The organism is Gordonia westfalica (assembly GCF_900105725.1).
Classification (GTDB): Bacteria; Actinomycetota; Actinomycetes; order Mycobacteriales; family Mycobacteriaceae; genus Gordonia; species Gordonia westfalica.
Genome location: NZ_FNLM01000023.1, coordinates 1 through 24236 on the forward strand (window position 1 = coordinate 1; position 24236 = coordinate 24236).

General features: G+C 63.6%; 37 protein-coding genes and 1 pseudogene. 23 read left to right on the forward strand and 15 right to left on the reverse strand.

Annotated elements, in window-relative coordinates; genetic code table 11:
- Nucleotides 1-36 precede the first annotated feature (36 nt).
- From BLU62_RS32335 to BLU62_RS03130, 12 genes and pseudogenes are all read left to right on the forward strand, one after another.
- On the forward strand, nucleotides 37-384 hold the full coding sequence (locus BLU62_RS32335) for a putative phage holin (RefSeq protein ID WP_425284529.1): 348 nt from the start codon (nucleotides 37-39) through the stop codon (nucleotides 382-384).
- Nucleotides 381-644: a PE-PPE domain-containing protein gene (locus BLU62_RS03095; protein ID WP_074848283.1), complete on the forward strand. Its 264-nt coding sequence runs from the start codon at nucleotides 381-383 to the stop codon at nucleotides 642-644. Before BLU62_RS32335 ends, BLU62_RS03095 begins: the two co-directional genes overlap by 4 nt.
- A 587-nt stretch (nucleotides 645-1231) precedes the next feature.
- The gene (locus BLU62_RS32340) at nucleotides 1232-1750 is read left to right on the forward strand and encodes a hypothetical protein (RefSeq protein ID WP_139179970.1); all 519 of its coding nucleotides are present in this window, start codon (nucleotides 1232-1234) and stop codon (nucleotides 1748-1750) included.
- Between the two features lie 26 nt (nucleotides 1751-1776).
- Nucleotides 1777-2859, forward strand: a pseudogene (locus BLU62_RS03105) (IS630 family transposase).
- A 333-nt stretch (nucleotides 2860-3192) separates the two neighbouring features.
- On the forward strand, nucleotides 3193-3360 hold the full coding sequence (locus BLU62_RS35080; protein WP_483099057.1) for a DUF7572 family protein: 168 nt from the start codon (nucleotides 3193-3195) through the stop codon (nucleotides 3358-3360).
- A gap of 192 nt (nucleotides 3361-3552) precedes the next feature.
- Nucleotides 3553-3909, forward strand: a complete 357-nt coding sequence (locus tag BLU62_RS03110; RefSeq protein WP_159441529.1) for an LtfC-like domain-containing protein — start codon at nucleotides 3553-3555, stop codon at nucleotides 3907-3909.
- A complete protein-coding gene (locus BLU62_RS34250) occupies nucleotides 3902-4024 on the forward strand; it encodes a hypothetical protein (protein WP_280141504.1) in 123 nt (40 codons plus the stop codon). Before BLU62_RS03110 ends, BLU62_RS34250 begins: the two co-directional genes overlap by 8 nt.
- A gap of 1 nt (nucleotide 4025) precedes the next feature.
- A complete protein-coding gene (locus BLU62_RS03115) occupies nucleotides 4026-4205 on the forward strand; it encodes a phage tail fiber protein (RefSeq protein ID WP_074848023.1) in 180 nt (59 codons plus the stop codon).
- The gene (locus BLU62_RS32790; protein ID WP_159441508.1) at nucleotides 4202-4369 is read left to right on the forward strand and encodes a hypothetical protein; all 168 of its coding nucleotides are present in this window, start codon (nucleotides 4202-4204) and stop codon (nucleotides 4367-4369) included. The genes BLU62_RS03115 and BLU62_RS32790 overlap by 4 nt, the downstream gene beginning before the upstream one ends.
- 204 nt (nucleotides 4370-4573) lie before the next feature.
- The gene (locus tag BLU62_RS03120; RefSeq protein WP_074847995.1) at nucleotides 4574-5683 is read left to right on the forward strand and encodes a hypothetical protein; all 1110 of its coding nucleotides are present in this window, start codon (nucleotides 4574-4576) and stop codon (nucleotides 5681-5683) included.
- A 126-nt stretch (nucleotides 5684-5809) separates the two neighbouring features.
- Complete coding sequence (locus tag BLU62_RS03125) at nucleotides 5810-6385, forward strand: hypothetical protein (RefSeq protein WP_139179971.1); 576 nt, start codon at nucleotides 5810-5812, stop codon at nucleotides 6383-6385.
- Between the two features lie 17 nt (nucleotides 6386-6402).
- Entirely contained in the window at nucleotides 6403-8262 is a 1860-nt protein-coding gene (locus BLU62_RS03130; RefSeq protein WP_139179926.1) for a hypothetical protein, read from the forward strand.
- A 50-nt stretch (nucleotides 8263-8312) separates the two neighbouring features.
- Here BLU62_RS03130 and BLU62_RS03135 read toward each other — a convergent pair whose 3' ends face one another.
- Nucleotides 8313-8540, reverse strand: a complete 228-nt coding sequence (locus BLU62_RS03135) for a hypothetical protein (RefSeq protein ID WP_074848029.1) — start codon at nucleotides 8538-8540, stop codon at nucleotides 8313-8315.
- 497 nt (nucleotides 8541-9037) lie between these two features.
- Between BLU62_RS03135 and BLU62_RS32345 the strand changes: the two genes are divergently transcribed.
- Nucleotides 9038-9265: a hypothetical protein gene (locus BLU62_RS32345; RefSeq protein WP_074848029.1), complete on the forward strand. Its 228-nt coding sequence runs from the start codon at nucleotides 9038-9040 to the stop codon at nucleotides 9263-9265.
- 33 nt (nucleotides 9266-9298) lie between these two features.
- On the opposite strand, the gene BLU62_RS03140 is transcribed toward BLU62_RS32345, so the two are convergent.
- The 14 genes from BLU62_RS03140 to BLU62_RS03200 all read right to left on the reverse strand — a co-directional run bounded on the left by BLU62_RS03140 (nucleotide 9299) and on the right by BLU62_RS03200 (nucleotide 19030).
- A complete protein-coding gene (locus tag BLU62_RS03140) occupies nucleotides 9299-11770 on the reverse strand; it encodes a hypothetical protein (RefSeq protein ID WP_139179972.1) in 2472 nt (823 codons plus the stop codon).
- A gap of 126 nt (nucleotides 11771-11896) precedes the next feature.
- Nucleotides 11897-13006, reverse strand: coding sequence for a hypothetical protein (locus BLU62_RS03145; RefSeq protein ID WP_074847995.1), 1110 nt, complete (start codon nucleotides 13004-13006; stop codon nucleotides 11897-11899).
- Between the two features lie 204 nt (nucleotides 13007-13210).
- Nucleotides 13211-13555 carry a phage tail fiber protein gene (locus BLU62_RS03150; RefSeq protein WP_074847993.1) on the reverse strand — a complete coding sequence of 115 codons (345 nt, stop codon included), beginning with the start codon at nucleotides 13553-13555 and terminating at the stop codon, nucleotides 13211-13213.
- 1 nt (nucleotide 13556) lies between these two features.
- Nucleotides 13557-13679, reverse strand: a complete 123-nt coding sequence (locus BLU62_RS34255) for a hypothetical protein (RefSeq protein WP_280141504.1) — start codon at nucleotides 13677-13679, stop codon at nucleotides 13557-13559.
- The gene (locus tag BLU62_RS03155; protein WP_074847991.1) at nucleotides 13672-14031 is read right to left on the reverse strand and encodes an LtfC-like domain-containing protein; all 360 of its coding nucleotides are present in this window, start codon (nucleotides 14029-14031) and stop codon (nucleotides 13672-13674) included. Before BLU62_RS03155 ends, BLU62_RS34255 begins: the two co-directional genes overlap by 8 nt.
- Nucleotides 14028-14399 (reverse strand): DUF7572 family protein, encoded by a 372-nt coding sequence (locus tag BLU62_RS03160; protein ID WP_425284530.1) that lies wholly within the window; start codon nucleotides 14397-14399, stop codon nucleotides 14028-14030. Before BLU62_RS03160 ends, BLU62_RS03155 begins: the two co-directional genes overlap by 4 nt.
- 327 nt (nucleotides 14400-14726) lie before the next feature.
- A complete protein-coding gene (locus tag BLU62_RS03165) occupies nucleotides 14727-15818 on the reverse strand; it encodes an IS630 family transposase (protein ID WP_074847987.1) in 1092 nt (363 codons plus the stop codon).
- A gap of 34 nt (nucleotides 15819-15852) precedes the next feature.
- Nucleotides 15853-16365: a hypothetical protein gene (locus BLU62_RS03170; protein WP_074847985.1), complete on the reverse strand. Its 513-nt coding sequence runs from the start codon at nucleotides 16363-16365 to the stop codon at nucleotides 15853-15855.
- A 164-nt stretch (nucleotides 16366-16529) separates the two neighbouring features.
- The gene (locus BLU62_RS03175; RefSeq protein ID WP_074847983.1) at nucleotides 16530-17231 is read right to left on the reverse strand and encodes a PE-PPE domain-containing protein; all 702 of its coding nucleotides are present in this window, start codon (nucleotides 17229-17231) and stop codon (nucleotides 16530-16532) included.
- Nucleotides 17228-17599, reverse strand: coding sequence for a putative phage holin (locus BLU62_RS03180; protein ID WP_074847981.1), 372 nt, complete (start codon nucleotides 17597-17599; stop codon nucleotides 17228-17230). The genes BLU62_RS03175 and BLU62_RS03180 overlap by 4 nt, the downstream gene beginning before the upstream one ends.
- Complete coding sequence (locus BLU62_RS03185; protein WP_074847979.1) at nucleotides 17599-17793, reverse strand: DUF7620 family protein; 195 nt, start codon at nucleotides 17791-17793, stop codon at nucleotides 17599-17601. Before BLU62_RS03185 ends, BLU62_RS03180 begins: the two co-directional genes overlap by 1 nt.
- Complete coding sequence (locus tag BLU62_RS03190) at nucleotides 17793-18092, reverse strand: hypothetical protein (protein ID WP_074847977.1); 300 nt, start codon at nucleotides 18090-18092, stop codon at nucleotides 17793-17795. Before BLU62_RS03190 ends, BLU62_RS03185 begins: the two co-directional genes overlap by 1 nt.
- Nucleotides 18089-18490 carry a hypothetical protein gene (locus tag BLU62_RS03195; protein WP_074847976.1) on the reverse strand — a complete coding sequence of 134 codons (402 nt, stop codon included), beginning with the start codon at nucleotides 18488-18490 and terminating at the stop codon, nucleotides 18089-18091. The genes BLU62_RS03190 and BLU62_RS03195 overlap by 4 nt, the downstream gene beginning before the upstream one ends.
- Nucleotides 18491-18517: 27 nt before the next feature.
- Nucleotides 18518-19030: an LGFP repeat-containing protein gene (locus BLU62_RS03200; RefSeq protein ID WP_244278046.1), complete on the reverse strand. Its 513-nt coding sequence runs from the start codon at nucleotides 19028-19030 to the stop codon at nucleotides 18518-18520.
- 77 nt (nucleotides 19031-19107) lie between these two features.
- On the opposite strand from BLU62_RS03200, the gene BLU62_RS03205 reads away from it, so the two are divergent.
- The 10 genes from BLU62_RS03205 (at nucleotide 19108) to BLU62_RS03240 (ending at nucleotide 23931) form a co-directional block, all read left to right on the forward strand.
- Nucleotides 19108-19443 carry an LGFP repeat-containing protein gene (locus BLU62_RS03205; RefSeq protein WP_074848147.1) on the forward strand — a complete coding sequence of 112 codons (336 nt, stop codon included), beginning with the start codon at nucleotides 19108-19110 and terminating at the stop codon, nucleotides 19441-19443.
- Nucleotides 19444-19470: 27 nt separating this feature from the next.
- Nucleotides 19471-19872 (forward strand): hypothetical protein, encoded by a 402-nt coding sequence (locus tag BLU62_RS03210; protein ID WP_074847976.1) that lies wholly within the window; start codon nucleotides 19471-19473, stop codon nucleotides 19870-19872.
- A complete protein-coding gene (locus BLU62_RS03215) occupies nucleotides 19869-20168 on the forward strand; it encodes a hypothetical protein (protein WP_074847977.1) in 300 nt (99 codons plus the stop codon). The genes BLU62_RS03210 and BLU62_RS03215 overlap by 4 nt, the downstream gene beginning before the upstream one ends.
- Complete coding sequence (locus BLU62_RS03220; RefSeq protein WP_074847979.1) at nucleotides 20168-20362, forward strand: DUF7620 family protein; 195 nt, start codon at nucleotides 20168-20170, stop codon at nucleotides 20360-20362. Before BLU62_RS03215 ends, BLU62_RS03220 begins: the two co-directional genes overlap by 1 nt.
- A complete protein-coding gene (locus tag BLU62_RS03225) occupies nucleotides 20362-20733 on the forward strand; it encodes a putative phage holin (protein ID WP_074847981.1) in 372 nt (123 codons plus the stop codon). The genes BLU62_RS03220 and BLU62_RS03225 overlap by 1 nt, the downstream gene beginning before the upstream one ends.
- A complete protein-coding gene (locus tag BLU62_RS03230) occupies nucleotides 20730-21431 on the forward strand; it encodes a PE-PPE domain-containing protein (protein ID WP_074847983.1) in 702 nt (233 codons plus the stop codon). Before BLU62_RS03225 ends, BLU62_RS03230 begins: the two co-directional genes overlap by 4 nt.
- A 164-nt stretch (nucleotides 21432-21595) precedes the next feature.
- Nucleotides 21596-22099 (forward strand): hypothetical protein, encoded by a 504-nt coding sequence (locus tag BLU62_RS32795; RefSeq protein ID WP_159441530.1) that lies wholly within the window; start codon nucleotides 21596-21598, stop codon nucleotides 22097-22099.
- Between the two features lie 42 nt (nucleotides 22100-22141).
- Nucleotides 22142-23233, forward strand: a complete 1092-nt coding sequence (locus BLU62_RS03235; RefSeq protein WP_074847987.1) for an IS630 family transposase — start codon at nucleotides 22142-22144, stop codon at nucleotides 23231-23233.
- Between the two features lie 333 nt (nucleotides 23234-23566).
- Entirely contained in the window at nucleotides 23567-23734 is a 168-nt protein-coding gene (locus tag BLU62_RS33020; RefSeq protein WP_167544013.1) for a DUF7572 family protein, read from the forward strand.
- Nucleotides 23735-23748: 14 nt separating this feature from the next.
- Entirely contained in the window at nucleotides 23749-23931 is a 183-nt protein-coding gene (locus BLU62_RS03240; protein WP_139179924.1) for a hypothetical protein, read from the forward strand.
- The last annotated feature ends 305 nt before the right edge of the window (nucleotides 23932-24236 follow it).

The window sequence follows — 24236 nt, forward strand, 5'->3', positions numbered from 1 at the left end:
AGGCTGAACTAGTGGAGCTGATAGCCGACTGGGCACTTGTGGTGCTCGCCGTGCTGGCCACCGTCTACACCATCTGCTACGCCCGCATGGCAGTACTGGTGGAAGGAGCGGGTGTCACTCATCTACCTAGGCAAGTCGACCCTGATGTCGCTGGTCTTTCTCCAGATCTCGGCGTCAGTGTGGGCGGGTACTGACTATCCGGGGCGGGCGTGGATTCGATTCATCCTGTACTCGGGTGGCGCCGTGATGATGCTCGCGCTCCTGGTGATGCTGCTGGTGTTGCAGTACAAGACCCGCCGTGACCGTTGGGCGGCAGGCGACTTCCGCCGGCCATGGCAAGTGTGGCGCGACGAGATCCGAGCATGGTGGGCAGGACGGTCATGATCGAACTTCTCTGGGTCGACGGAACTTGGGCACCCGCGGCGGCTCCCGCGTCGGAGGCGCTGCGCCGCGCGCTCGACCCCCGCAAGGTGAAGTTCACGTATGTGCCGTACCCGGCCGACTTCGGCCCGGCGACCGGCATGGGCGACCTGTCGTATGAGGAGTCGAAAGCGATCGGCGCGGCAGCGTTGGATCGAGCTGTCACCGAATCCCGCGAACTCGTGGTCGTCGGCGGCTACAGTGCGGGCGCGCGGTCGCAGTGAAGTACGCGCGCGACATCCTGCCTCGGCGGCCTCGCATCAGGTGCTCGCCGTCGCGACGCTGGGCGACCCGCACACGCCGGTGCATCACGGCCGGTCCGGGATCGCCGGGGCGCTGCACGTCCCGCGGCCTCGGTTCACCGAGTGGCGCCGGTGATCCGATCGCCGACCTGCCGCTAGGTTCACCGCTGCGCACGGTCGCCGACCTAACCGGGTGGATGTCGGTGCGCACACCCGAGGCCGCCCGCGCCTGGCGTTCAAGACCGCTGAACGTCTGGCGGTGGCGCAGCCGTGGTGGAATCCGTTCCGCTGGCCGATTTCGCGCGTGCGGGGAGGACATCCGCAACTATCTCGGCACTGCGCATTCACGGACTACGACGGTGTGGCCACGCTAAGCGGTTGGCCCGCATGATCGAAGGGGTGAGTTAGCCATTACAGCTCCAGATCAGCCCGGTGCTGTGTACCGGGCAAATACTTCCTGCCGCGAACCGCCCGAACGGTGCCACGTCAGGCCTGTCGCAGTTCGCGAATGCGGATCAGGCGTTCTGGATGACTACGCGTACAACCAGTTCAATCCGAAGTTTAAGCATATGGGTGAGCCGGTTGATGTGATCCGGTTGTTGGCTCATGCGGCGACGGCGAACATTGCGTCGATCATCAACGGCATTTTCAATGGCTGGTTTGGTGGCGGTTCGGTTGGTGATCCGCAAGAGGTTCAGTACACGATCCAGGCCATCGCTGACGCCGTCCTCAACGGCTACAACGTGGAAACCAAGGTCACGTCGGGTACGTGGACGAAACCTGAAAACATCACCGAACTGATCGTGGTCTCATCGGATGTGGGAAGAACGGTTCGGACGGCACCTCCAGTACCACCACCCGCGCAGCTGGCGGCCTCGGCGGTGGATACATTTTCCAGCAACTCGACCCCGAATCAGTGGATTCGAGTACGCCTTACGTCGTTGGCACGAATGGCAATCCGTCCAGTTTCGGCACCCATATCACCACGACCCCAGGCAGGGTGGGATCTCGACATCGTTCGGCTATTCACCCACCACATCCCTGCCGGGGAACGGCGGCGGTGGTGGTCTAGTGTCCTGAGTCATTAATTGTCATTCGGTTGATAGACTGGGGAATGGCAACCCGGGGTCCGCGAGCAGTGGATATTGTTCTGACCGATGACGAGCCGTGAGCTCGAAGGGTGGCGCGTCGGCGAACGACGGCCTCGGTTTGGCGATGCGATCACGAATCGTTCTCGCTGCCGCAGATGGCGGGTCGAATACCGAAGTGGCACAACGACTCGGCCTCAACCGAGGTACCGTGCGGCGATGGCGAGGCCGGTTCGTCGAGCACCGCTGCGAGGGTTGCTCGACGAACCCCGGCCGGGCGACCTCGAACCGTCGGCGACGAGCAGATCAAAGACCTGATCACCGCAACTCTCGAGACCACTCCGAAGAATGCGACACACTGGTCGACTCGGTCGATGGCTGAGCATCTCGACATGTCGCAGTCAACTGTTTCGCGTGTATGGAGAGCGTTCGGATTGGCTCCACACAAACAGGATTCGTGGAAGCTGTCGAAAGATCCCATGTTCACCGAAAAGGTCCGCGACGTCGTCGGGCTCTACATGAACCCACCCGAACGTGCCTGGTGCTCTGCGTTGACGAGAAGACCCAGATCCAAGCGCTCGATCGCACCCAGCCGATCTTTCCCATGCTCCCGGGCACCCCGCAACGGGCCAGCCACGACTACGTGCGCAACGGCACCTCCAGCCTGTACGCGGCGTTGGACATCGCGTCGGCAAAGTCATCGGTTCGCTTCACTCACGGCATCGCGCAACGGAATTCATCGGATTCCTCCGCAAGATCGACGCCGAGGTACCCGACGAGCTCGACGTCCACCTGGTCATGGACAATGCTCCACCCACAAGACACCCGCGGTCAAGCGATGGCTGACCGCGCACCCGCGGTTTGTTGTCCACTTCACCCCCACCAGCTCATCCTGGATGAACCTCGTCGAACGCTGGTTCGCCGAACTGACCACCAAGAAACTCCAACGCTCCACCCACCGCACCGTACGAGCACTCAATGCCGACATCAGAGCGTGGATCGAGACCTGGAACGACAACCCCCGCCCCTACGTGTGGGTCAAGACCGCTGACCAGATCCTCGACTCCATCGCCCACTACTGCACACGAATTAATGACTCAGGACACTAGCAGACTCCGGCACGAATGGTTTGGCGGGCGGGTCAACGCCTCTCGGCGCTGGTGGACTGCGGGGGCAGGTGCGCCTAGCGGTAACGGTGGACCCGGTGGTGCAGGCGCGAACGTGTCGCCGGCAACTCAAACGAAGTGTGGCGGCGCCGGTGGTGGTGGCGGTGGTGGTGGTGGCCGTGTCAGCTTCCTCAACTACAGCGGCGGAGCTGGCGGCCCGGGCGGCTATCCCGGCGGTGGTGGTGGCGGTGGTGGTGGTTCGAACGGCGGTACCGGCTCATTCGGCGCTGGCGGTATCGGCGCTACCGGTGTGATCTGGATCTTCTGGAGATGAGTATGAAACCAGCAACCCTTGTGGCTGAAGCTCTTCCGCATATGCCGCCGATCACGAACCTGTACTCCACGGAGGATGGGTTCCTGTTGGTGTTGGTGGTGGAAGTGCCTGACATGACTTCGATTCTCACCAGCATGGAATGCAGGTTCCCGTCTCGCGGTCGCATCTGAAACCGGATGTGTCGGTGTTCCTGTCGGATGAGCGTGGCCAGGTCATCGACTACGACGGTGACCCCGCCAACGGTTTGACCCCGATCCTGTCGACTGACTCGAAGTCGTTCGCGATGACCATCAACCCGACCTCGCCACCCACGCTGATGCTTTGGCGGCACTCGGATATGAACTCACAGAACAGGAGACACCATGACCACCGTCACCCTCGGATGGGAGGGAACGAAAGCGGAAATCCCCTCTACCAGAACAGTGACCTGGTTTTCTCCTCGACCCATCGACGCCACCTCCGGCAACATCACATCGTGGCCGGTCGGTGCAGCATCGACCCTCTACTTTTTCGAAGGCGACCCCGTCCGGAACGCCACCACCCCCATCATCTCCATCCCCGGCGTGGTGGAACCACCCTCCATCGACTATGTGGTGCAACAGGAAACGCTGGCCCCCATCATCGGGCGGGCCACCCACTTCCTGCTCACGGTGTCGATGCCCGAAACCCCCACCCAGGAATATCCCCTCTACTACGGGAAAGCAGTCCGCCGTGTCTGAGTGGACCGACGACAACGGCACCCGACATTGGATCGACGATCACGGGCGGGAACACGTCGACCTCACCGCCGAACAAACCCTCCACCTCGACATCAACTACAACCTAGGAGAATGACATGGCACTCGCCACCAACGCGATGAAAACCGCCCTGCTCAATGCGTATGCAGCGCAGGGAACGTGGATTTCCCTGCACACCGCCGACCCCGGCAGCACCGGCGCATCCGAGGTGTCGGGCGGTACCCCCGCGTATGCCCGCCAGCAGACGACCTGGGGACTCCGGCGTCGGGTTCCATGACCGGGTCGAAGGTGTCGATCAACGTGCCCGCCACCACCGTCGTCGCGGCCGGCGTGTACTCGGCGCAAACCTCCGGCACCTATTTGGACAAACTGTCCATCCCCTCCACCACAGTCAGTGCGAACGCCACCATCGACGTCACCCCCACGATCACCATCACGTAGATGATCGTTCTGGCAGGCAGGGTGGTGACGGCAGTCCCCAACCGTCCCTACCTGTTTACGGCGGTACCGGTTCCGCGGGTGGGTGTGGTGCTACCTGCTGCACCCCACACGCGGGTGGTGGTACCGGAAGCCCGGCACACTGGGGTGAGGTTGCCGACGGCCCCGCACTATCGGACCCGCCGGCCCCGCACCAAAGAACGGTTGATGTCCGGCAACACCATCACCGTCACCGCTGCGGGTGTGGTGTACGCCCGACTCTGCGTGGACTATGCGGAGCAATCCGTCCAGGTGGGGCAGTCCGGGAAACTCGGTGTCGGCATAGCCGGTACCGGTTCGGGTGTGGTGGCTGGTGTGGGTGTGGTGCGTGCCCGTTACACCCTGACCGCAACCAACACCATCACCACCGACACCAGCAGCGATGGCCGCGCCCGCTACACACTCGACGCTACACAAGCGACCACTGTCACCCCTGCAGCGTCGACGGCAACTCTCTACACCCTGACCGCCACACAAGACATCACCATCACCCAACCTGTCGTCACCCGCCCACGCATTGAGCTGGATGCAGCACAAGACATGGTGGTGGCGCCGACAGCATCGTCAGTGCCATCGGTGGGATCGGTGAATGCGGATGCCTCCCAAACGTTCGAGGTGACGTCTGTGGCGGTGGTGAGGGTACGACACACCATCTCCGCCACCCAAACCACCACCGTGGGGCAGGCCACCGAACTGGGTGGCCTACGCGTACCGTTAGCCGCTTCTCAAACGGTGGCTGCCGACCAAACCGGTACGGCGCGGGCACGCTACACGCTGGCGGCACTGCAAACCATTAATGTCGCCGACACCGCAGACCTGCGCCCCCAGCTCGCCGCCGCCAACACTGTGACTGTCACTGGCACAGCCACATCCCGACCCCGCCACACCCTGACCGGCACCAACAGTGCTGCAACATCGAGTGCCGCGACCGCCACCCTCGTCACGTTCACCCGTCAACGCATGCAGAACGGGTCAGTATCGAACTCGTTCCTCCCGTATGTGCAGGTGACCGGGTTCACCTCTGACCCCACCTATCCGGCGACGGTCACCAACAATGCGCTCGTCGTGAAGGGCGCCGGGAACGTCACCCTCACCTGGTCGGCGACTGGTAACGGCAACATCAAAATCCAACGCAACGGTGTCGACGTCGGCAGCGTCGGACTCACCGGCACAGTGTCGTTGACCGTCGCCGCAGGCGACCAACTCACCATGTGGCATGCCTCGAATGGCGGACCTCAGTCAGTGTCTGGCTGCTGGATCAACATCACCCCCGCATAAGGCGCCCGTCTGCGGTACCCCCCTCCTGTTCGAAAGGAAGTTCATGTCCGGACGTTTGACTGGTGTGTATCAGCTCCCCGATGGGGGTTCCCGCCGCGGGATTCGAAACTGTGGATTCGGGTGCCGGTGGACCGCAACAACGCTGGGGTGACCGTGTACTCGGCGCCCACCGTCATCCCCATCAACCCGCCCACGCACCCGTCCGCCCCTGGTTTCTACGACTCGGGGTTGCTCCCTGAGGGTCCGTACCAGGTGCAGAAGGCGATCTTCGGGGCGAAGGATTACCGGTCGAAGTGGTATTCGGTTGTCCTGACAGAAGGTTCGCACACGCTGCAGGAGTTGATCGAGGACTACGACCCCGACGCCTACACCCCAGCCGTGGTGAACGCTGTCGCCACCCTGCGGGACGAGACCCGCACGGCCCGTGATGAGGCAGCCCAAATCCTGGAGGACGTGACGGCAGGTGCGGTACCGGATTCGGCGGTGGCATCGAAGATCACCGCCGAGGGGTCTGCCTCCCGTGCCGCGGTCGATGCCCGTGTCGCAGCAGGCACCACAGGCTTCCTCACACAAGAGGTAGCTGAGGAAACTTATGCTCCGCGCGTGGGGGGCGTGTTCTTCGTCGGCGAGCACGGTCTCGTGGGTGACTGGGCCGGGGTGATGCCAACTCGGGGAGTGGCACTAATGACACCGCCGCGTTGACTGATCTCATCGCTGCCGTGCCTGACGGTTCGACGATCGTCTTCGATGCCACCAAGACCTACCGCCTCGACCCCTTGTCGATCACCGGTAAGTCACTCACGCTCGACTTCAATGGCGCACGGGTTGTGACGAAAACGATGGACTCCGGCGACCTGTCGGTGGCCAGCCCCTTTATCTCGTGGTCGTCCACCGTCGGCCCTGAGGTTGATCTCAGCAGCTCGGGGTTCGCCCGTGGAGCTACCGAGGTAATCACGAACCCTTTCTCAGGATCGAACGGGTTCTCAACCGACGACCTGGTCATCGTCCGTGACCGATACCCCGTCGCCCGGTGGGACACTGGCGCGAACGCCTCGTGGGTCGGACGCGGCGAGGTCAACATCGTGCAGTCGATCACGCCGTCCACAGGAACCGTGCGCCTCCGCATCCCCCTCAGCCACCAGTACCAGGCCAACTTCTCCGTGGTCCCCACGCTGCAACGCATCTCGACCCCGGTCCGTCCGGTCGTCAAGAACATCGGACTCATCATCGACACCAACCCCGACGGCATGTACACCGGGGACATCGAGACCTCAGGCGGTCACCTGTTCTACTTCTACGCCTGCGTGGACCCCCGAGTGGAGAACGTGCGCGCCGAGGGGTGGGAGAACCACATCGTCAACTTCAACAAGTGCCTGCGCCCGCGAACCATCGACATCGAGGGGCGAAACCCATTCCAGACAGGATCAGGGCACGGGTACATCGGGCGCATGACTCACTGCGTCGATGGCGAGTTCACCCGTAGCGTCGCCTACGGGACACGACACGTCGCCAACTACGTGGCGTCGGCGCGGTGTGGGTCGCGGTCGTGCCGGTCGTACCGCCCCGCTGGGGTGTCCTACCAGACCCACGGACTGCGGTCACGCGACATCTACTCGGTCGATGACACCGTGGTCGGCGGCGACTCGTCGGGCTGGTCACACGGCAACACCACCTACGCGGGCGACTACGGGTATCGCATTCTACGACCGCGCTACTACGGCACCAACAACGGTGTTCTCGCGCGCTGCGGCAGCACTGGTACACGCATCATCGACCCCGAGATTCACACCACAGCCAAGGGCGTGGAGGTGTCGAGCCTCGCGTCAGACGTGATCGTGGACCTCACCCAGGGGACCATCGAGATATTCGGAGAAGCGGGGACGTCCTACGCGGTACACGCCGCCGATGTCAACGGCAGCGGCGAGTACAAGCCGGGCTCGGTCACCGTCCACGGCCCCGGCGATCTCGTTGGAACTCGCGCCCTGGTGTCCCTCGACGTGACTGGTGCGGCCCGCATAGGTGGCGTCGAGTACGACCAGGGCGACGACCAGTTGCAGCGATGGGACGGCACCGACTGGGCCGAAGTCGAATCCGGTGGCGCAGCAGGCGTCACGCTCGATACCGACCAGACGATCACCGGGGCGAAGTCGATGGCCGAGGTGGGATTCTTCGGCACGTCCGCGCTCGGCACGAAGCCGTCCGCAACAGACGACCTCGGCACCGTCCTGTCCAGCCTTGGACTTCGCACTGCTGGTGGTGCGTATCCGATCACGACCTCGGGGCGGTCGCTCTCACAGGCGGATTCCGTACCGGGCTCGGCAATCGATCCGGTACCTACAACATCACCACCAACACCGCGCCGTTCAACATGTGCGATGCCAGTGGTGGAGCGTTCACGATCTCACTGCCGAACACCGGATCGGCTGGGTATCGCTTCACTATCAAGAAGATCGACGCCTCAGCCAACGCGGTCACCGTGTCCGCGCCGATCGGCATCGACGGTGTGCCGACCCTCGTGCTCACCGATCAGTGGGAGTGGGTGGAGGTCGTCAGCACTTTCACCACAGGCCAGTACATGATCGTCGGTCGGGGCTGACCCCCGCCCATAACCGGAATCGGGACACCGCTGTCACGGCTCCCAGGCGTCGCCGAGTACCGCGGCGAGCCGGTCGGTGAGGTCCGGGGCCTCGGCGCGCTGGGAGTAGACCACGTCGTCGCATTCGACGGCGAGTGCGAGTAGGTCGGGGTCGGGTGGTGTCCATCCGCCGTCGGTGGCTTGTGTCATTTCGGCTTGCTGGCGGCGCATCTGTGCGCGTATGGCTTCGGCTGCGGCGCGTAGTACGTCCCGATCGGTCACCAGGTGATCATACGGGTTTCGTGAAATGTGTTGCGCTGCAACAGAAGTCGATGCTACTGTTATCTCACAAGTTCAGAGCGGGTGAGGTTCAGGAACACACACTGATCGTCGGAGCGCGATGCGCCGGCCACTGATAGGTGGAACCCGATCGCAGAGCGTCATGATGCGACACCCGCTCTGAACTTGGACAACCTTGAACGCGTGAGGGGGGCGTTTTCTTGCGTTGAGGGGAACCCCGCCACCCCGCGGCTGCAACGCAAAGAAAACGCCACCCTCACGAGAGGATGGGGCGTTCAAGGTTGTCCAAGTTCAGAGCGGGTGTCGCATCATGACGCTCTGCGATCGGGTTCCCAGTGTTTCCTATCAGTGGCCGGCGCATCGCGCTCCGACGATCAGTGTGTGTTCCTGAACCTCACCCGCTCTGAACTTGTGAGATAACAGTAGCATCGACTTCTGTTGCAGCGCAACACATTTCACGAAACCCGTATGATCACCTGGTGACCGATCGGGACGTACTACGCGCCGCAGCCGAAGCCATACGCGCACAGATGCGCCGCCAGCAAGCCGAAATGACACAAGCCACCGACGGCGGATGGACACCACCCGACCCCGACCTACTCGCACTCGCCGTCGAATGCGACGACGTGGTCTACTCCCAGCGCGCCGAGGCCCCGGACCTCACCGACCGGCTCGCCGCGGTACTCGGCGACGCCTGGGAGCCGTGACAGCGGTGTCCCGATTCCGGTTATGGGCGGGGGTCAGCCCCGACCGACGATCATGTACTGGCCTGTGGTGAAAGTGCTGACGACCTCCACCCACTCCCACTGATCGGTGAGCACGAGGGTCGGCACACCGTCGATGCCGATCGGCGCGGACACGGTGACCGCGTTGGCTGAGGCGTCGATCTTCTTGATAGTGAAGCGATACCCAGCCGATCCGGTGTTCGGCAGTGAGATCGTGAACGCTCCACCACTGGCATCGCACATGTTGAACGGCGCGGTGTTGGTGGTGATGTTGTAGGTACCGGATCGATTGCCGAGCCCGGTACGGAATCCGCCTGTGAGAGCGACCGCCCCCGAGGTCGTGATCGGATACGCACCACCAGCAGTGCGAAGTCCAAGGCTGGACAGGACGGTGCCGAGGTCGTCTGTTGCGGACGGCTTCGTGCCGAGCGCGGACGTGCCGAAGAATCCCACCTCGGCCATCGACTTCGCCCCGGTGATCGTCTGGTCGGTATCGAGCGTGACGCCTGCTGCGCCACCGGATTCGACTTCGGCCCAGTCGGTGCCGTCCCATCGCTGCAACTGGTCGTCGCCCTGGTCGTACTCGACGCCACCTATGCGGGCCGCACCAGTCACGTCGAGGGACACCAGGGCGCGAGTTCCAACGAGATCGCCGGGGCCGTGGACGGTGACCGAGCCCGGCTTGTACTCGCCGCTGCCGTTGACATCGGCGGCGTGTACCGCGTAGGACGTCCCCGCTTCTCCGAATATCTCGATGGTCCCCTGGGTGAGGTCCACGATCACGTCTGACGCGAGGCTCGACACCTCCACGCCCTTGGCTGTGGTGTGAATCTCGGGGTCGATGATGCGTGTACCAGTGCTGCCGCAGCGCGCGAGAACACCGTTGTTGGTGCCGTAGTAGCGCGGTCGTAGAATGCGATACCCGTAGTCGCCCGCGTAGGTGGTGTTGCCGTGTGACCAGCCCGACGAGTCGCCGCCGACCACGGTGTCATCGACCGAGTAGATGTCGCGTGACCGCAGTCCGTGGGTCTGGTAGGACACCCCAGCGGGGCGGTACGACCGGCACGACCGCGACCCACACCGCGCCGACGCCACGTAGTTGGCGACGTGTCGTGTCCCGTAGGCGACGCTACGGGTGAACTCGCCATCGACGCAGTGAGTCATGCGCCCGATGTACCCGTGCCCTGATCCTGTCTGGAATGGGTTTCGCCCCTCGATGTCGATGGTTCGCGGGCGCAGGCACTTGTTGAAGTTGACGATGTGGTTCTCCCACCCCTCGGCGCGCACGTTCTCCACTCGGGGGTCCACGCAGGCGTAGAAGTAGAACAGGTGACCGCCTGAGGTCTCGATGTCCCCGGTGTACATGCCGTCGGGGTTGGTGTCGATGATGAGTCCGATGTTCTTGACGACCGGACGGACCGGGGTCGAGATGCGTTGCAGCGTGGGGACCACGGAGAAGTTGGCCTGGTACTGGTGGCTGAGGGGGATGCGGAGGCGCACGGTTCCTGTGGACGGCGTGATCGACTGCACGATGTTGACCTCGCCGCGTCCGACCCACGAGGCGTTCGCGCCAGTGTCCCACCGGGCGACGGGGTATCGGTCACGGACGATGACCAGGTCGTCGGTTGAGAACCCGTTCGATCCTGAGAAAGGGTTCGTGATTACCTCGGTAGCTCCACGGGCGAACCCCGAGCTGCTGAGATCAACCTCAGGGCCGACGGTGGACGACCACGAGATAAAGGGGCTGGCCACCGACAGGTCGCCGGAGTCCATCGTTTTCGTCACAACCCGTGCGCCATTGAAGTCGAGCGTGAGTGACTTACCGGTGATCGACAAGGGGTCGAGGCGGTAGGTCTTGGTGGCATCGAAGACGATCGTCGAACCGTCAGGCACGGCAGCGATGAGATCAGTCAACGCGGCGGTGTCATTAGTGCCACTCCCCGAGTTGGCATCACCCCCGGCCCAGTCACCCACGAGACCGTGCTCGCCGACGAAGAACACGCCCCCCACGCGCGGAGCATAAGTTTCCTCAGCTACCTCTTGTGTGAGGAAGCCTGTGGTGCCTGCTGCGACACGGGCATCGACCGCGGCACGGGAGGCAGACCCCTCGGCGGTGATCTTCGATGCCACCGCCGAATCCGGTACCGCACCTGCCGTCACGTCCTCCAGGATTTGGGCTGCCTCATCACGGGCCGTGCGGGTCTCGTCCCGCAGGGTGGCGACAGCGTTCACCACGGCTGGGGTGTAGGCGTCGGGGTCGTAGTCCTCGATCAACTCCTGCAGCGTGTGCGAACCTTCTGTCAGGACAACCGAATACCACTTCGACCGGTAATCCTTCGCCCCGAAGATCGCCTTCTGCACCTGGTACGGACCCTCAGGGAGCAACCCCGAGTCGTAGAAACCAGGGGCGGACGGGTGCGTGGGCGGGTTGATGGGGATGACGGTGGGCGCCGAGTACACGGTCACCCCAGCGTTGTTGCGGTCCACCGGCACCCGAATCCACAGTTTCGAATCCCGCGGCGGGAACCCCCATCGGGGAGCTGATACACACCAGTCAAACGTCCGGACATGAACTTCCTTTCGAACAGGAGGGGGGTACCGCAGACGGGCGCCTTATGCGGGGGTGATGTTGATCCAGCAGCCAGACACTGACTGAGGTCCGCCATTCGAGGCATGCCACATGGTGAGTTGGTCGCCTGCGGCGACGGTCAACGACACTGTGCCGGTGAGTCCGACGCTGCCGACGTCGACACCGTTGCGTTGGATTTTGATGTTGCCGTTACCAGTCGCCGACCAGGTGAGGGTGACGTTCCCGGCGCCCTTCACGACGAGCGCATTGTTGGTGACCGTCGCCGGATAGGTGGGGTCAGAGGTGAACCCGGTCACCTGCACATACGGGAGGAACGAGTTCGATACTGACCCGTTCTGCATGCGTTGACGGGTGAACGTGACGAGGGTGGCGGTCGCGGCACTCGATGTTGCAGCACTGTTGGTGCCGGTCAGGGTGTGGCGGGGTCGGGATGTGGCTGTGCCAGTGACAGTCACAGTGTTGGCGGCGGCGAGCTGGGGGCGCAGGTCTGCGGTGTCGGCGACATTAATGGTTTGCAGTGCCGCCAGCGTGTAGCGTGCCCGCGCCGTACCGGTTTGGTCGGCAGCCACCGTTTGAGAAGCGGCTAACGGTACGCGTAGGCCACCCAGTTCGGTGGCCTGCCCCACGGTGGTGGTTTGGGTGGCGGAGATGGTGTGTCGTACCCTCACCACCGCCACAGACGTCACCTCGAACGTTTGGGAGGCATCCGCATTCACCGATCCCACCGATGGCACTGACGATGCTGTCGGCGCCACCACCATGTCTTGTGCTGCATCCAGCTCAATGCGTGGGCGGGTGACGACAGGTTGGGTGATGGTGATGTCTTGTGTGGCGGTCAGGGTGTAGAGAGTTGCCGTCGACGCTGCAGGGGTGACAGTGGTCGCTTGTGTAGCGTCGAGTGTGTAGCGGGCGCGGCCATCGCTGCTGGTGTCGGTGGTGATGGTGTTGGTTGCGGTCAGGGTGTAACGGGCACGCACCACACCCACACCAGCCACCACACCCGAACCGGTACCGGCTATGCCGACACCGAGTTTCCCGGACTGCCCCACCTGGACGGATTGCTCCGCATAGTCCACGCAGAGTCGGGCGTACACCACACCCGCAGCGGTGACGGTGATGGTGTTGCCGGACATCAACCGTTCTTTGGTGCGGGGCCGGCGGGTCCGATAGTGCGGGGCCGTCGGCAACCTCACCCCAGTGTGCCGGGCTTCCGGTACCACCACCCGCGTGTGGGGTGCAGCAGGTAGCACCACACCCACCCGCGGAACCGGTACCGCCGTAAACAGGTAGGGACGGTTGGGGACTGCCGTCACCACCCTGCCTGCCAGAACGATCATCTACGTGATGGTGATCGTGGGGGTGACGTCGATGGTGGCGTTCGCACTGACTGTGGTGGAGGGGATGGACAGTTTGTCCAAATAGGTGCCGGAGGTTTGCGCCGAGTACACGCCGGCCGCGACGACGGTGGTGGCGGGCACGTTGATCGACACCTTCGACCCGGTCATGGAACCCGACGCCGGAGTCCCCCAGGTCGTCTGCTGGCGGGCATACGCGGGGGTACCGCCCGACACCTCGGATGCGCCGGTGCTGCCGGGGTCGGCGGTGTGCAGGGAAATCCACGTTCCCTGCGCTGCATACGCATTGAGCAGGGCGGTTTTCATCGCGTTGGTGGCGAGTGCCATGTCATTCTCCTAGGTTGTAGTTGATGTCGAGGTGGAGGGTTTGTTCGGCGGTGAGGTCGACGTGTTCCCGCCCGTGATCGTCGATCCAATGTCGGGTGCCGTTGTCGTCGGTCCACTCAGACACGGCGGACTGCTTTCCCGTAGTAGAGGGGATATTCCTGGGTGGGGGTTTCGGGCATCGACACCGTGAGCAGGAAGTGGGTGGCCCGCCCGATGATGGGGGCCAGCGTTTCCTGTTGCACCACATAGTCGATGGAGGGTGGTTCCACCACGCCGGGGATGGAGATGATGGGGGTGGTGGCGTTCCGGACGGGGTCGCCTTCGAAAAAGTAGAGGGTCGATGCTGCACCGACCGGCCACGATGTGATGTTGCCGGAGGTGGCGTCGATGGGGTCGAGGGAGAAAACCAGGTCACTGTTCTGGTAGAGGGGGATTTCCGCTTTCGTTCCCTCCCATCCGAGGGTGACGGTGGTCATGGTGTCTCCTGTTCTGTGAGTTCATATCCGAGTGCCGCCAAAGCATCAGCGTGGGTGGCGAGGTCGGGGTTGATGGTCATCGCGAACGACTTCGAGTCAGTCGACAGGATCGGGGTCAAACCGTTGGCGGGGTCACCGTCGTAGTCGATGACCTGGCCACGCTCATCCGACAGGAACACCGACACATCCGGTTTCAGATGCGACCGCGAGACGGGAACCTGCATTCCCATGCTGGTGAGAATCGAAGTCATGTCAGGCACTTCCACCACCAACACCAACAGGAACCCATCCTCCGTGGAGTACAGGTTCGTGATCGGCGGCATATGCGGAAGAGCTTCAGCCACAAGGGTTGCTGGTTTCATACTCATCTCCAGAAGATCCAGATCACACCGGTAGCGCCGATACCGCCAGCGCCGAATGAGCCGGTACCGCCGTTCGAACCACCACCACCGCCACCACCACCGCCGGGATAGCCGCCCGGGCCGCCAGCTCCGCCGCTGTAGTTGAGGAAGCTGACACGGCCACCACCACCACCGCCACCACCACCGGCGCCGCCACACTTCGTTTGAGTTGCCGGCGACACGTTCGCGCCTGCACCACCGGGTCCACCGTTACCGCTAGGCGCACCTGCCCCGCAGTCCCACCAGCGCCGAGAGGCGTTGACCCGCCCGCCAAACCATTCGTGCCGGAGTCTGCTAGTGTCCTGAGTCATTAATTCGTGTGCAGTAGTGGGCGATGGAGTCGAGGATCTGGTCAGCGGTCTTGACCCACACGTAGGGGCGGGGGTTGTCGTTCCAGGTCTCGATCCACGCTCTGATGTCGGCATTGAGTGCTCGTACGGTGCGGTGGGTGGAGCGTTGGAGTTTCTTGGTGGTCAGTTCGGCGAACCAGCGTTCGACGAGGTTCATCCAGGATGAGCTGGTGGGGGTGAAGTGGACAACAAACCGCGGGTGCGCGGTCAGCCATCGCTTGACCGCGGGTGTCTTGTGGGTGGAGGCATTGTCCATGACCAGGTGGACGTCGAGCTCGTCGGGTACCTCGGCGTCGATCTTGCGGAGGAATCCGATGAATTCCGTTGCGCGATGCCGTGAGTGAAGCGAACCGATGACTTTGCCCGACGCGATGTCCAACGCCGCGTACAGGCTGGAGGTGCCGTTGCGCACGTAGTCGTGGCTGGCCCGTTGCGGGGTGCCCGGGAGCATGGGAAAGATCGGCTGGGTGCGATCGAGCGCTTGGATCTGGGTCTTCTCGTCAACGCAGAGCACCAGGGCACGTTCGGGTGGGTTCATGTAGAGCCCGACGACGTCGCGGACCTTTTCGGTGAACATGGGATCTTTCGACAGCTTCCACGAATCCTGTTTGTGTGGAGCCAATCCGAACGCTCTCCATACACGCGAAACAGTTGACTGCGACATGTCGAGATGCTCAGCCATCGACCGAGTCGACCAGTGTGTCGCATTCTTCGGAGTGGTCTCGAGAGTTGCGGTGATCAGGTCTTTGATCTGCTCGTCGCCGACGGTTCGAGGTCGCCCGGGCCGGGGTTCGTCGAGCAACCCCTCGCAGCGGTGCTCGACGAACCGGCCTCGCCATCGCCGCACGGTACCTCGGTTGAGGCCGAGTCGTTGTGCCACTTCGGTATTCGACCCGCCATCTGCGGCAGCGAGAACGATTCGTGATCGCATCGCCAAACCCGAGGCCGTCGTTCGCCGACGCGCCCACCCTTCGAGCTCACGGCGCTCGTCATCGGTCAGAACAATATCCACTGCTCGCGGACCCCGGGTTGCCATTCCCCAGTCTATCAACCGAATGACAATTAATGACTCAGGACACTAGACCACCACCGCCGCCGTTCCCCGGCAGGGATGTGGTGGGTGAATAGCCGAACGATGTCGAGATCCCACCCTGCCCTGGGGTCGTGGTGATATGGGTGCCGAAACTGGACGGATTGCCATTCGTGCCAACGACGTAAGGCGTACTCGAATCCACTGATTCGGGGTCGAGTTGCTGGAAAATGTATCCACCGCCGAGGCCGCCAGCTGCGCGGGTGGTGGTACTGGAGGTGCCGTCCGAACCGTTCTTCCCACATCCGATGAGACCCACGATCAGTTCGGTGATGTTTTCAGGTTTCGTCCACGTACCCGACGTGACCTTGGTTTCCACGTTGTAGCCGTTGAGGACGGCGTCAGCGATGGCCTGGATCGTGTACTGAACCTCTTGCGGATCACCAACCGAACCGCCACCAAACCAGCCATTGAAAATGCCGTTGATGATCGACGCAATGTTCGCCGTCGCCGCATGAGCCAACAACCGGATCACATCAACCGGCTCACCCATATGCTTAAACTTCGGATTGAACTGGTTGTACGCGTAGTCATCCCAGAACGCCTGATCCGCATTCGCGAACTGCGACAGGCCTGACGTGGCACCGTTCGGGCGGTTCGCGGGCAGGAAGTATTTGCCCGGTACACCAGCACCGGGCTGATCTGGAGCTGTAATGGCTAACTCACCCCTTCGATCATGCGGGCCAACCGCTTAGCGTGGCCACCACCGTCGTAGTCCGTGGAATGCGCAGTGCCGAGATAGTTGCGGATGTCCTCCCCCGCACGCGCGAAATCGGGCCAGCGGAACGGATTCCACCACGGCTGCGCCACCGCCAGACGTTCAGCGGTCTTGAACGCCCAGGCGCGGGCGGCCTCGGGTGTGCGCACCGACATCCACCCGGTTAGGTCGGCGACCGTGCGCAGCGGTGAACCTAGCGGCAGGTCGGCGATCGGATCACCCGGCGCCCACTCGGTGAACCGAGGCCGCGGGACGTGCAGCGCCCCGGCGATCCCGGACCGGCCGTGATGCACCGGCGTGTGCGGGTCGCCCAGCGTCGCGACGGCGAGCACCTGATGGCGAGGCCGCCGAGGCAGGATGTCGCGCGCGTACTTCACTGCGACCGCCGCGCCCGCACTGTAGCCGCCGACGACCACGAGTTCGCGGGATTCGGTGACAGCTCGATCCAACGCTGCCGCGCCGATCGCTTTCGACTCCTCATACGACAGGTCGCCCATGCCGGTCGCCGGGCCGAAGTCGGCCGGGTACGGCACATACGTGAACTTCACCTTGCGGGGGTCGAGCGCGCGGCGCAGCGCCTCCGACGCGGGGGAGCCGCCGCGGGGTGCCCAAGTTCCGTCGACCCAGAGAAGTTCGATCATGACCGTCCTGCCCACCATGCTCGGATCTCGTCGCGCCACACTTGCCATGGCCGGCGGAAGTCGCCTGCCGCCCAACGGTCACGGCGGGTCTTGTACTGCAACACCAGCAGCATCACCAGGAGCGCGAGCATCATCACGGCGCCACCCGAGTACAGGATGAATCGAATCCACGCCCGCCCCGGATAGTCAGTACCCGCCCACACTGACGCCGAGATCTGGAGAAAGACCAGCGACATCAGGGTCGACTTGCCTAGGTAGATGAGTGACACCCGCTCCTTCCACCAGTACTGCCATGCGGCGTAGCAGATGGTGTAGACGGTGGCCAGCACGGCGAGCACCACAAGTGCCCAGTCGGCTATCAGCTCCACTAGTTCAGCCTTCCGAAGATCAGCTCGGCCCAGTGGTTGCGTTCCAACTGGTCACGAAGCTCCCGCTGTACCGGCCGCGCCCGTTCGGCGAGCCGTGCGCTTTCGGACCGGGCTTCTTCGGCCGATCGCGCGTTTCGCTTCGAGCGCGCATCAACTTCGTGCGCGCTCGCCCCCTTGGTCTTGAATCCCCACATCAGTTGGACTCCAAGCTCTCTCGCAGTGCCTTCGACTGGCTCGCGATGAGCTGGCCGGCGACATTCCACTCGGCCATCGTCTGCGCGTTGCGCGCGTTGGTCTCGAGGAGGTCGGCGATGGTCTTGGCGTCGCGCTCGGCCGCGGTCTTGTAGATCGAGATCTCCGATCCCCATACGATCCAGCCACGGGCGAAGGCGATACCGAGCACGAGCGCCATGCCGACGACGACCCCCACCACGCCGATGTCACTCAGCGCGGCGGGGTTCATCCAAGCGCTGGCGCTCGAGGTCACGGTCATCGGCCGAGGTTGACTTCGCGCTCGACGCCGTCAGCGGGAAGCTCAATACCTGCCAACACCTTCGGTGTGACCTGCGGGCGGGTGAACAGGAATCCGAGAGCAATCGTGGAGACCGCGAGGATGGCGCCCTGTTGCTGCTCGCTGAGGTTCAAGCCGAACGCAACGACCAGCGGCACCGCGGTCTGAACGACCGCGACGAGCGCCGGGTACACGCTCTCCTTCACCGAGATCACCACGAGCAGACCGAGCACCGCGTTGACCGCGGCCATGAACACGCCCTGAGTCTCGGTGGGGATGTTGAACCCGAACGTGGTCAGCAGAACCAGGATGGCTGAGACGAGGGAGGTCCAGGCGGCGGGCTCGCGGCCGAGGACAAGACGAGGGGTGGGTACAGACATGACGAGAACTCCTTCTGTGGGTGCGGCTCAGGCCGCGATGAGGTCGACTGCTTCGACGGCCAGCGGGATGCCGGCCGCGTTGACGAGAGTGAGATCCTTCGCGGCGTCGCCGATCTTCTTCACCGCGCCTGAGGGGTCCCACTCGAGGACGCCGTGCTCGAACGCCTGACGCTTGCCGCCCGTGCCGTTCGAGATCTCGTCCGACGTCGGCCAGCCGAGCGGGCCCTTCTCGTAGCCCTCGAGCGCCCAGCGCTGGCCGATGACGCCCTTCACGACGTGGTGGTCCTTGCCGTCCTTGCGGTAGAGCACGCCACCCTGGAACGCCATGACTGCGCCGTCGGCGAGCTTGGTGAAGTCGCGCACCGGGAAGCCGAGTTCGCCGGTCTCCCACTTGCGCTCGGCGTACGCCTCGAACAGGCCGCCGTGCGGGATGGCGTGCGCGCCGGTCGCCGGGTGAAAGTAGATGTGCGCGTTCTCGTACTCGACGAACCGGCCCTTACCGTCGCGGCCGACCTTGCGCTCACCCCCGCGCGGCCGCACGACGCCGATCCCGCACGGCGGCCTGTTCGAGGCGTACGCCGAGCGCAAGTGGGGAGACCGGCGAACTCGGCTTCCCGGTGCGCGACTTCACCAAGCTCGCCGACGGCGCAGTCATGGCGTTCCAGGGTGGCGTGCTCTACCGCAAGGACGGCAAGGACCACCACGTCGTGAAGGGCGTCATCGGCCAGCGCTGGGCGCTCGAGGGCTACGAGAAGGGCCCGCTCGGCTGGCCGACGTCGGACGAGATCTCGAACGGCACGGGCGGCAAGCGTCAGGCGTTCGAGCACGGCGTCCTCGAGTGGGACCCCTCAGGCGCGGTGAAGAAGATCGGCGACGCCGCGAAGGATCTCACTCTCGTCAACGCGGCCGGCATCCCGCTGGCCGTCGAAGCAGTCGACCTCATCGCGGCCTGAGCCGCACCCACAGAAGGAGTTCTCGTCATGTCTGTACCCACCCCTCGTCTTGTCCTCGGCCGCGAGCCCGCCGCCTGGACCTCCCTCGTCTCAGCCATCCTGGTTCTGCTGACCACGTTCGGGTTCAACATCCCCACCGAGACTCAGGGCGTGTTCATGGCCGCGGTCAACGCGGTGCTCGGTCTGCTCGTGGTGATCTCGGTGAAGGAGAGCGTGTACCCGGCGCTCGTCGCGGTCGTTCAGACCGCGGTGCCGCTGGTCGTTGCGTTCGGCTTGAACCTCAGCGAGCAGCAACAGGGCGCCATCCTCGCGGTCTCCACGATTGCTCTCGGATTCCTGTTCACCCGCCCGCAGGTCACACCGAAGGTGTTGGCAGGTATTGAGCTTCCCGCTGACGGCGTCGAGCGCGAAGTCAACCTCGGCCGATGACCGTGACCTCGAGCGCCAGCGCTTGGATGAACCCCGCCGCGCTGAGTGACATCGGCGTGGTGGGGGTCGTCGTCGGCATGGCGCTCGTGCTCGGTATCGCCTTCGCCCGTGGCTGGATCGTATGGGGATCGGAGATCTCGATCTACAAGACCGCGGCCGAGCGCGACGCCAAGACCATCGCCGACCTCCTCGAGACCAACGCGCGCAACGCGCAGACGATGGCCGAGTGGAATGTCGCCGGCCAGCTCATCGCGAGCCAGTCGAAGGCACTGCGAGAGAGCTTGGAGTCCAACTGATGTGGGGATTCAAGACCAAGGGGGCGAGCGCGCACGAAGTTGATGCGCGCTCGAAGCGAAACGCGCGATCGGCCGAAGAAGCCCGGTCCGAAAGCGCACGGCTCGCCGAACGGGCGCGGCCGGTACAGCGGGAGCTTCGTGACCAGTTGGAACGCAACCACTGGGCCGAGCTGATCTTCGGAAGGCTGAACTAGTGGAGCTGATAGCCGACTGGGCACTTGTGGTGCTCGCCGTGCTGGCCACCGTCTACACCATCTGCTACGCCGCATGGCAGTACTGGTGGAAGGAGCGGGTGTCACTCATCTACCTAGGCAAGTCGACCCTGATGTCGCTGGTCTTTCTCCAGATCTCGGCGTCAGTGTGGGCGGGTACTGACTATCCGGGGCGGGCGTGGATTCGATTCATCCTGTACTCGGGTGGCGCCGTGATGATGCTCGCGCTCCTGGTGATGCTGCTGGTGTTGCAGTACAAGACCCGCCGTGACCGTTGGGCGGCAGGCGACTTCCGCCGGCCATGGCAAGTGTGGCGCGACGAGATCCGAGCATGGTGGGCAGGACGGTCATGATCGAACTTCTCTGGGTCGACGGAACTTGGGCACCCCGCGGCGGCTCCCCCGCGTCGGAGGCGCTGCGCCGCGCGCTCGACCCCCGCAAGGTGAAGTTCACGTATGTGCCGTACCCGGCCGACTTCGGCCCGGCGACCGGCATGGGCGACCTGTCGTATGAGGAGTCGAAAGCGATCGGCGCGGCAGCGTTGGATCGAGCTGTCACCGAATCCCGCGAACTCGTGGTCGTCGGCGGCTACAGTGCGGGCGCGGCGGTCGCAGTGAAGTACGCGCGCGACATCCTGCCTCGGCGGCCTCGCCATCAGGTGCTCGCCGTCGCGACGCTGGGCGACCCGCACACGCCGGTGCATCACGGCCGGTCCGGGATCGCCGGGGCGCTGCACGTCCCGCGGCCTCGGTTCACCGAGTGGGCGCCGGGTGATCCGATCGCCGACCTGCCGCTAGGTTCACCGCTGCGCACGGTCGCCGACCTAACCGGGTGGATGTCGGTGCGCACACCCGAGGCCGCCCGCGCCTGGGCGTTCAAGACCGCTGAACGTCTGGCGGTGGCGCAGCCGTGGTGGAATCCGTTCCGCTGGCCCGATTTCGCGCGTGCGGGGGAGGACATCCGCAACTATCTCGGCACTGCGCATTCCACGGACTACGACGGTGGTGGCCACGCTAAGCGGTTGGCCCGCATGATCGAAGGGGTGAGTTAGCCATTACAGCTCCAGATCAGCCCGGTGCTGGTGTACCGGGCAAATACTTCCTGCCCGCGAACCGCCCGAACGGTGCCACGTCAGGCCTGTCGCAGTTCGCGAATGCGGATCAGGCGTTCTGGGATGACTACGCGTACAACCAGTTCAATCCGAAGTTTAAGCATATGGGTGAGCCGGTTGATGTGATCCGGTTGTTGGCTCATGCGGCGACGGCGAACATTGCGTCGATCATCAACGGCATTTTCAATGGCTGGTTTGGTGGCGGTTCGGTTGGTGATCCGCAAGAGGTTCAGTACACGATCCAGGCCATCGCTGACGCCGTCCTCAACGGCTACAACGTGGAAACCAAGGTCACGTCGGGTACGTGGACGAAACCTGAAAACATCACCGAACTGATCGTGGGTCTCATCGGATGTGGGAAGAACGGTTCGGACGGCACCTCCAGTACCACCACCCGCGCAGCTGGCGGCCTCGGCGGTGGATACATTTTCCAGCAACTCGACCCGAATCAGTGGATTCGAGTACGCCTTACGTCGTTGGCACGAATGGCAATCCGTCCAGTTTCGGCACCCATATCACCACGACCCCAGGGCAGGGTGGGATCTCGACATCGTTCGGCTATTCACCCACCACATCCCTGCCGGGGAACGGCGGCGGTGGTGGTCTAGTGTCCTGAGTCATTAATTGTCATTCGGTTGATAGACTGGGGAATGGCAACCCGGGGTCCGCGAGCAGTGGATATTGTTCTGACCGATGACGAGCGCCGTGAGCTCGAAGGGTGGGCGCGTCGGCGAACGACGGCCTCGGGTTTGGCGATGCGATCACGAATCGTTCTCGCTGCCGCAGATGGCGGGTCGAATACCGAAGTGGCACAACGACTCGGCCTCAACCGAGGTACCGTGCGGCGATGGCGAGGCCGGTTCGTCGAGCACCGCTGCGAGGGGTTGCTCGACGAACCCCGGCCCGGGCGACCTCGAACCGTCGGCGACGAGCAGATCAAAGACCTGATCACCGCAACTCTCGAGACCACTCCGAAGAATGCGACACACTGGTCGACTCGGTCGATGGCTGAGCATCTCGACATGTCGCAGTCAACTGTTTCGCGTGTATGGAGAGCGTTCGGATTGGCTCCACACAAACAGGATTCGTGGAAGCTGTCGAAAGATCCCATGTTCACCGAAAAGGTCCGCGACGTCGTCGGGCTCTACATGAACCCACCCGAACGTGCCCTGGTGCTCTGCGTTGACGAGAAGACCCAGATCCAAGCGCTCGATCGCACCCAGCCGATCTTTCCCATGCTCCCGGGCACCCCGCAACGGGCCAGCCACGACTACGTGCGCAACGGCACCTCCAGCCTGTACGCGGCGTTGGACATCGCGTCGGGCAAAGTCATCGGTTCGCTTCACTCACGGCATCGCGCAACGGAATTCATCGGATTCCTCCGCAAGATCGACGCCGAGGTACCCGACGAGCTCGACGTCCACCTGGTCATGGACAATGCCTCCACCCACAAGACACCCGCGGTCAAGCGATGGCTGACCGCGCACCCGCGGTTTGTTGTCCACTTCACCCCCACCAGCTCATCCTGGATGAACCTCGTCGAACGCTGGTTCGCCGAACTGACCACCAAGAAACTCCAACGCTCCACCCACCGCACCGTACGAGCACTCAATGCCGACATCAGAGCGTGGATCGAGACCTGGAACGACAACCCCCGCCCCTACGTGTGGGTCAAGACCGCTGACCAGATCCTCGACTCCATCGCCCACTACTGCACACGAATTAATGACTCAGGACACTAGCAGACTCCGGCACGAATGGTTTGGCGGGCGGGTCAACGCCTCTCGGCGCTGGTGGGACTGCGGGGCAGGTGCGCCTAGCGGTAACGGTGGACCCGGTGGTGCAGGCGCGAACGTGTCGCCGGCAACTCAAACGAAGTGTGGCGGCGCCGGTGGTGGTGGCGGTGGTGGTGGTGGCCGTGTCAGCTTCCTCAACTACAGCGGCGGAGCTGGCGGCCCGGGCGGCTATCCCGGCGGTGGTGGTGGCGGTGGTGGTGGTTCGAACGGCGGTACCGGCTCATTCGGCGCTGGCGGTATCGGCGCTACCGGTGTGATCTGGATCTTCTGGAGATGAGTATGAAACCAGCAACCCTTGTGGCTGAAGCTCTTCCGCATATGCCGCCGATCACGAACCTGTACTCCACGGAGGATGGGTTCCTGTTGGTGTTGGTGGTGGAAGTGCCTGACATGACTTCGATTCTCACCAGCATGGGAATGCAGGTTCCCGTCTCGCGTCGCATCTGAAACCGGATGTGTCGGTGTTCCTGTCGGATGAGCGTGGCCAGGTCATCGACTACGACGGTGACCCCGCCAACGGTTTGACCCCGATCCTGTCGACTGACTCGAAGTCGTTCGCGATGACCATCAACCCCGACCTCGCCACCCACGCTGATGCTTTGGCGGCACTCGGATATGAACTCACAGAACAGGAGACACCATGACCACCGTCACCCTCGGATGGGAGGGAACGAAAGCGGAAATCCCCCTCTACCAGAACAGTGACCTGGTTTTCTCCCTCGACCCCATCGACGCCACCTCCGGCAACATCACATCGTGCCGGTCGGTGCAGCATCGACCCTCTACTTTTTCGAAGGCGACCCCGTCCGGAACGCCACCACCCCCATCATCTCCATCCCGGCGTGGTGGAACCACCCTCCATCGACTATGTGGTGCAACAGGAAACGCTGGCCCCCATCATCGGGCGGGCCACCCACTTCCTGCTCACGGTGTCGATGCCCGAAACCCC

What these genes read in the sequence shown, in the direction of transcription:
- BLU62_RS03095 (WP_074848283.1), top strand. Translation starts at nt 381, where the DNA reads ATGATCGAACTTCTCTGGGTCGACGGAACTTGGGCACCCGCGGCGGCT.
- BLU62_RS03115 (WP_074848023.1), top strand. Translation starts at nt 4,026, where the DNA reads ATGGCACTCGCCACCAACGCGATGAAAACCGCCCTGCTCAATGCGTAT.
- BLU62_RS35080 (WP_483099057.1), top strand. Translation starts at nt 3,193, where the DNA reads ATGAAACCAGCAACCCTTGTGGCTGAAGCTCTTCCGCATATGCCGCCG.
- BLU62_RS03190 (WP_074847977.1), bottom strand. Translation starts at nt 18,092, where the DNA reads ATGACCGTGACCTCGAGCGCCAGCGCTTGGATGAACCCCGCCGCGCTG.
- BLU62_RS33020 (WP_167544013.1), top strand. Translation starts at nt 23,567, where the DNA reads ATGAAACCAGCAACCCTTGTGGCTGAAGCTCTTCCGCATATGCCGCCG.
- BLU62_RS03150 (WP_074847993.1), bottom strand. Translation starts at nt 13,555, where the DNA reads ATGGCACTCGCCACCAACGCGATGAAAACCGCCCTGCTCAATGCGTAT.
- BLU62_RS03230 (WP_074847983.1), top strand. Translation starts at nt 20,730, where the DNA reads ATGATCGAACTTCTCTGGGTCGACGGAACTTGGGCACCCCGCGGCGGC.
- BLU62_RS03110 (WP_159441529.1), top strand. Translation starts at nt 3,553, where the DNA reads ATGACCACCGTCACCCTCGGATGGGAGGGAACGAAAGCGGAAATCCCC.
- BLU62_RS03170 (WP_074847985.1), bottom strand. Translation starts at nt 16,365, where the DNA reads ATGGGTGAGCCGGTTGATGTGATCCGGTTGTTGGCTCATGCGGCGACG.
- BLU62_RS32790 (WP_159441508.1), top strand. Translation starts at nt 4,202, where the DNA reads ATGACCGGGTCGAAGGTGTCGATCAACGTGCCCGCCACCACCGTCGTC.
- BLU62_RS03220 (WP_074847979.1), top strand. Translation starts at nt 20,168, where the DNA reads ATGTGGGGATTCAAGACCAAGGGGGCGAGCGCGCACGAAGTTGATGCG.
- BLU62_RS03145 (WP_074847995.1), bottom strand. Translation starts at nt 13,006, where the DNA reads ATGTCCGGCAACACCATCACCGTCACCGCTGCGGGTGTGGTGTACGCC.
- BLU62_RS32795 (WP_159441530.1), top strand. Translation starts at nt 21,596, where the DNA reads ATGGGTGAGCCGGTTGATGTGATCCGGTTGTTGGCTCATGCGGCGACG.
- BLU62_RS03235 (WP_074847987.1), top strand. Translation starts at nt 22,142, where the DNA reads ATGGCAACCCGGGGTCCGCGAGCAGTGGATATTGTTCTGACCGATGAC.
- BLU62_RS03165 (WP_074847987.1), bottom strand. Translation starts at nt 15,818, where the DNA reads ATGGCAACCCGGGGTCCGCGAGCAGTGGATATTGTTCTGACCGATGAC.
- BLU62_RS03155 (WP_074847991.1), bottom strand. Translation starts at nt 14,031, where the DNA reads ATGACCACCGTCACCCTCGGATGGGAGGGAACGAAAGCGGAAATCCCC.
- BLU62_RS32340 (WP_139179970.1), top strand. Translation starts at nt 1,232, where the DNA reads ATGGGTGAGCCGGTTGATGTGATCCGGTTGTTGGCTCATGCGGCGACG.
- BLU62_RS03120 (WP_074847995.1), top strand. Translation starts at nt 4,574, where the DNA reads ATGTCCGGCAACACCATCACCGTCACCGCTGCGGGTGTGGTGTACGCC.
- BLU62_RS03210 (WP_074847976.1), top strand. Translation starts at nt 19,471, where the DNA reads ATGTCTGTACCCACCCCTCGTCTTGTCCTCGGCCGCGAGCCCGCCGCC.
- BLU62_RS03160 (WP_425284530.1), bottom strand. Translation starts at nt 14,399, where the DNA reads ATGAGTATGAAACCAGCAACCCTTGTGGCTGAAGCTCTTCCGCATATG.
- BLU62_RS03185 (WP_074847979.1), bottom strand. Translation starts at nt 17,793, where the DNA reads ATGTGGGGATTCAAGACCAAGGGGGCGAGCGCGCACGAAGTTGATGCG.
- BLU62_RS03195 (WP_074847976.1), bottom strand. Translation starts at nt 18,490, where the DNA reads ATGTCTGTACCCACCCCTCGTCTTGTCCTCGGCCGCGAGCCCGCCGCC.
- BLU62_RS03215 (WP_074847977.1), top strand. Translation starts at nt 19,869, where the DNA reads ATGACCGTGACCTCGAGCGCCAGCGCTTGGATGAACCCCGCCGCGCTG.
- BLU62_RS03175 (WP_074847983.1), bottom strand. Translation starts at nt 17,231, where the DNA reads ATGATCGAACTTCTCTGGGTCGACGGAACTTGGGCACCCCGCGGCGGC.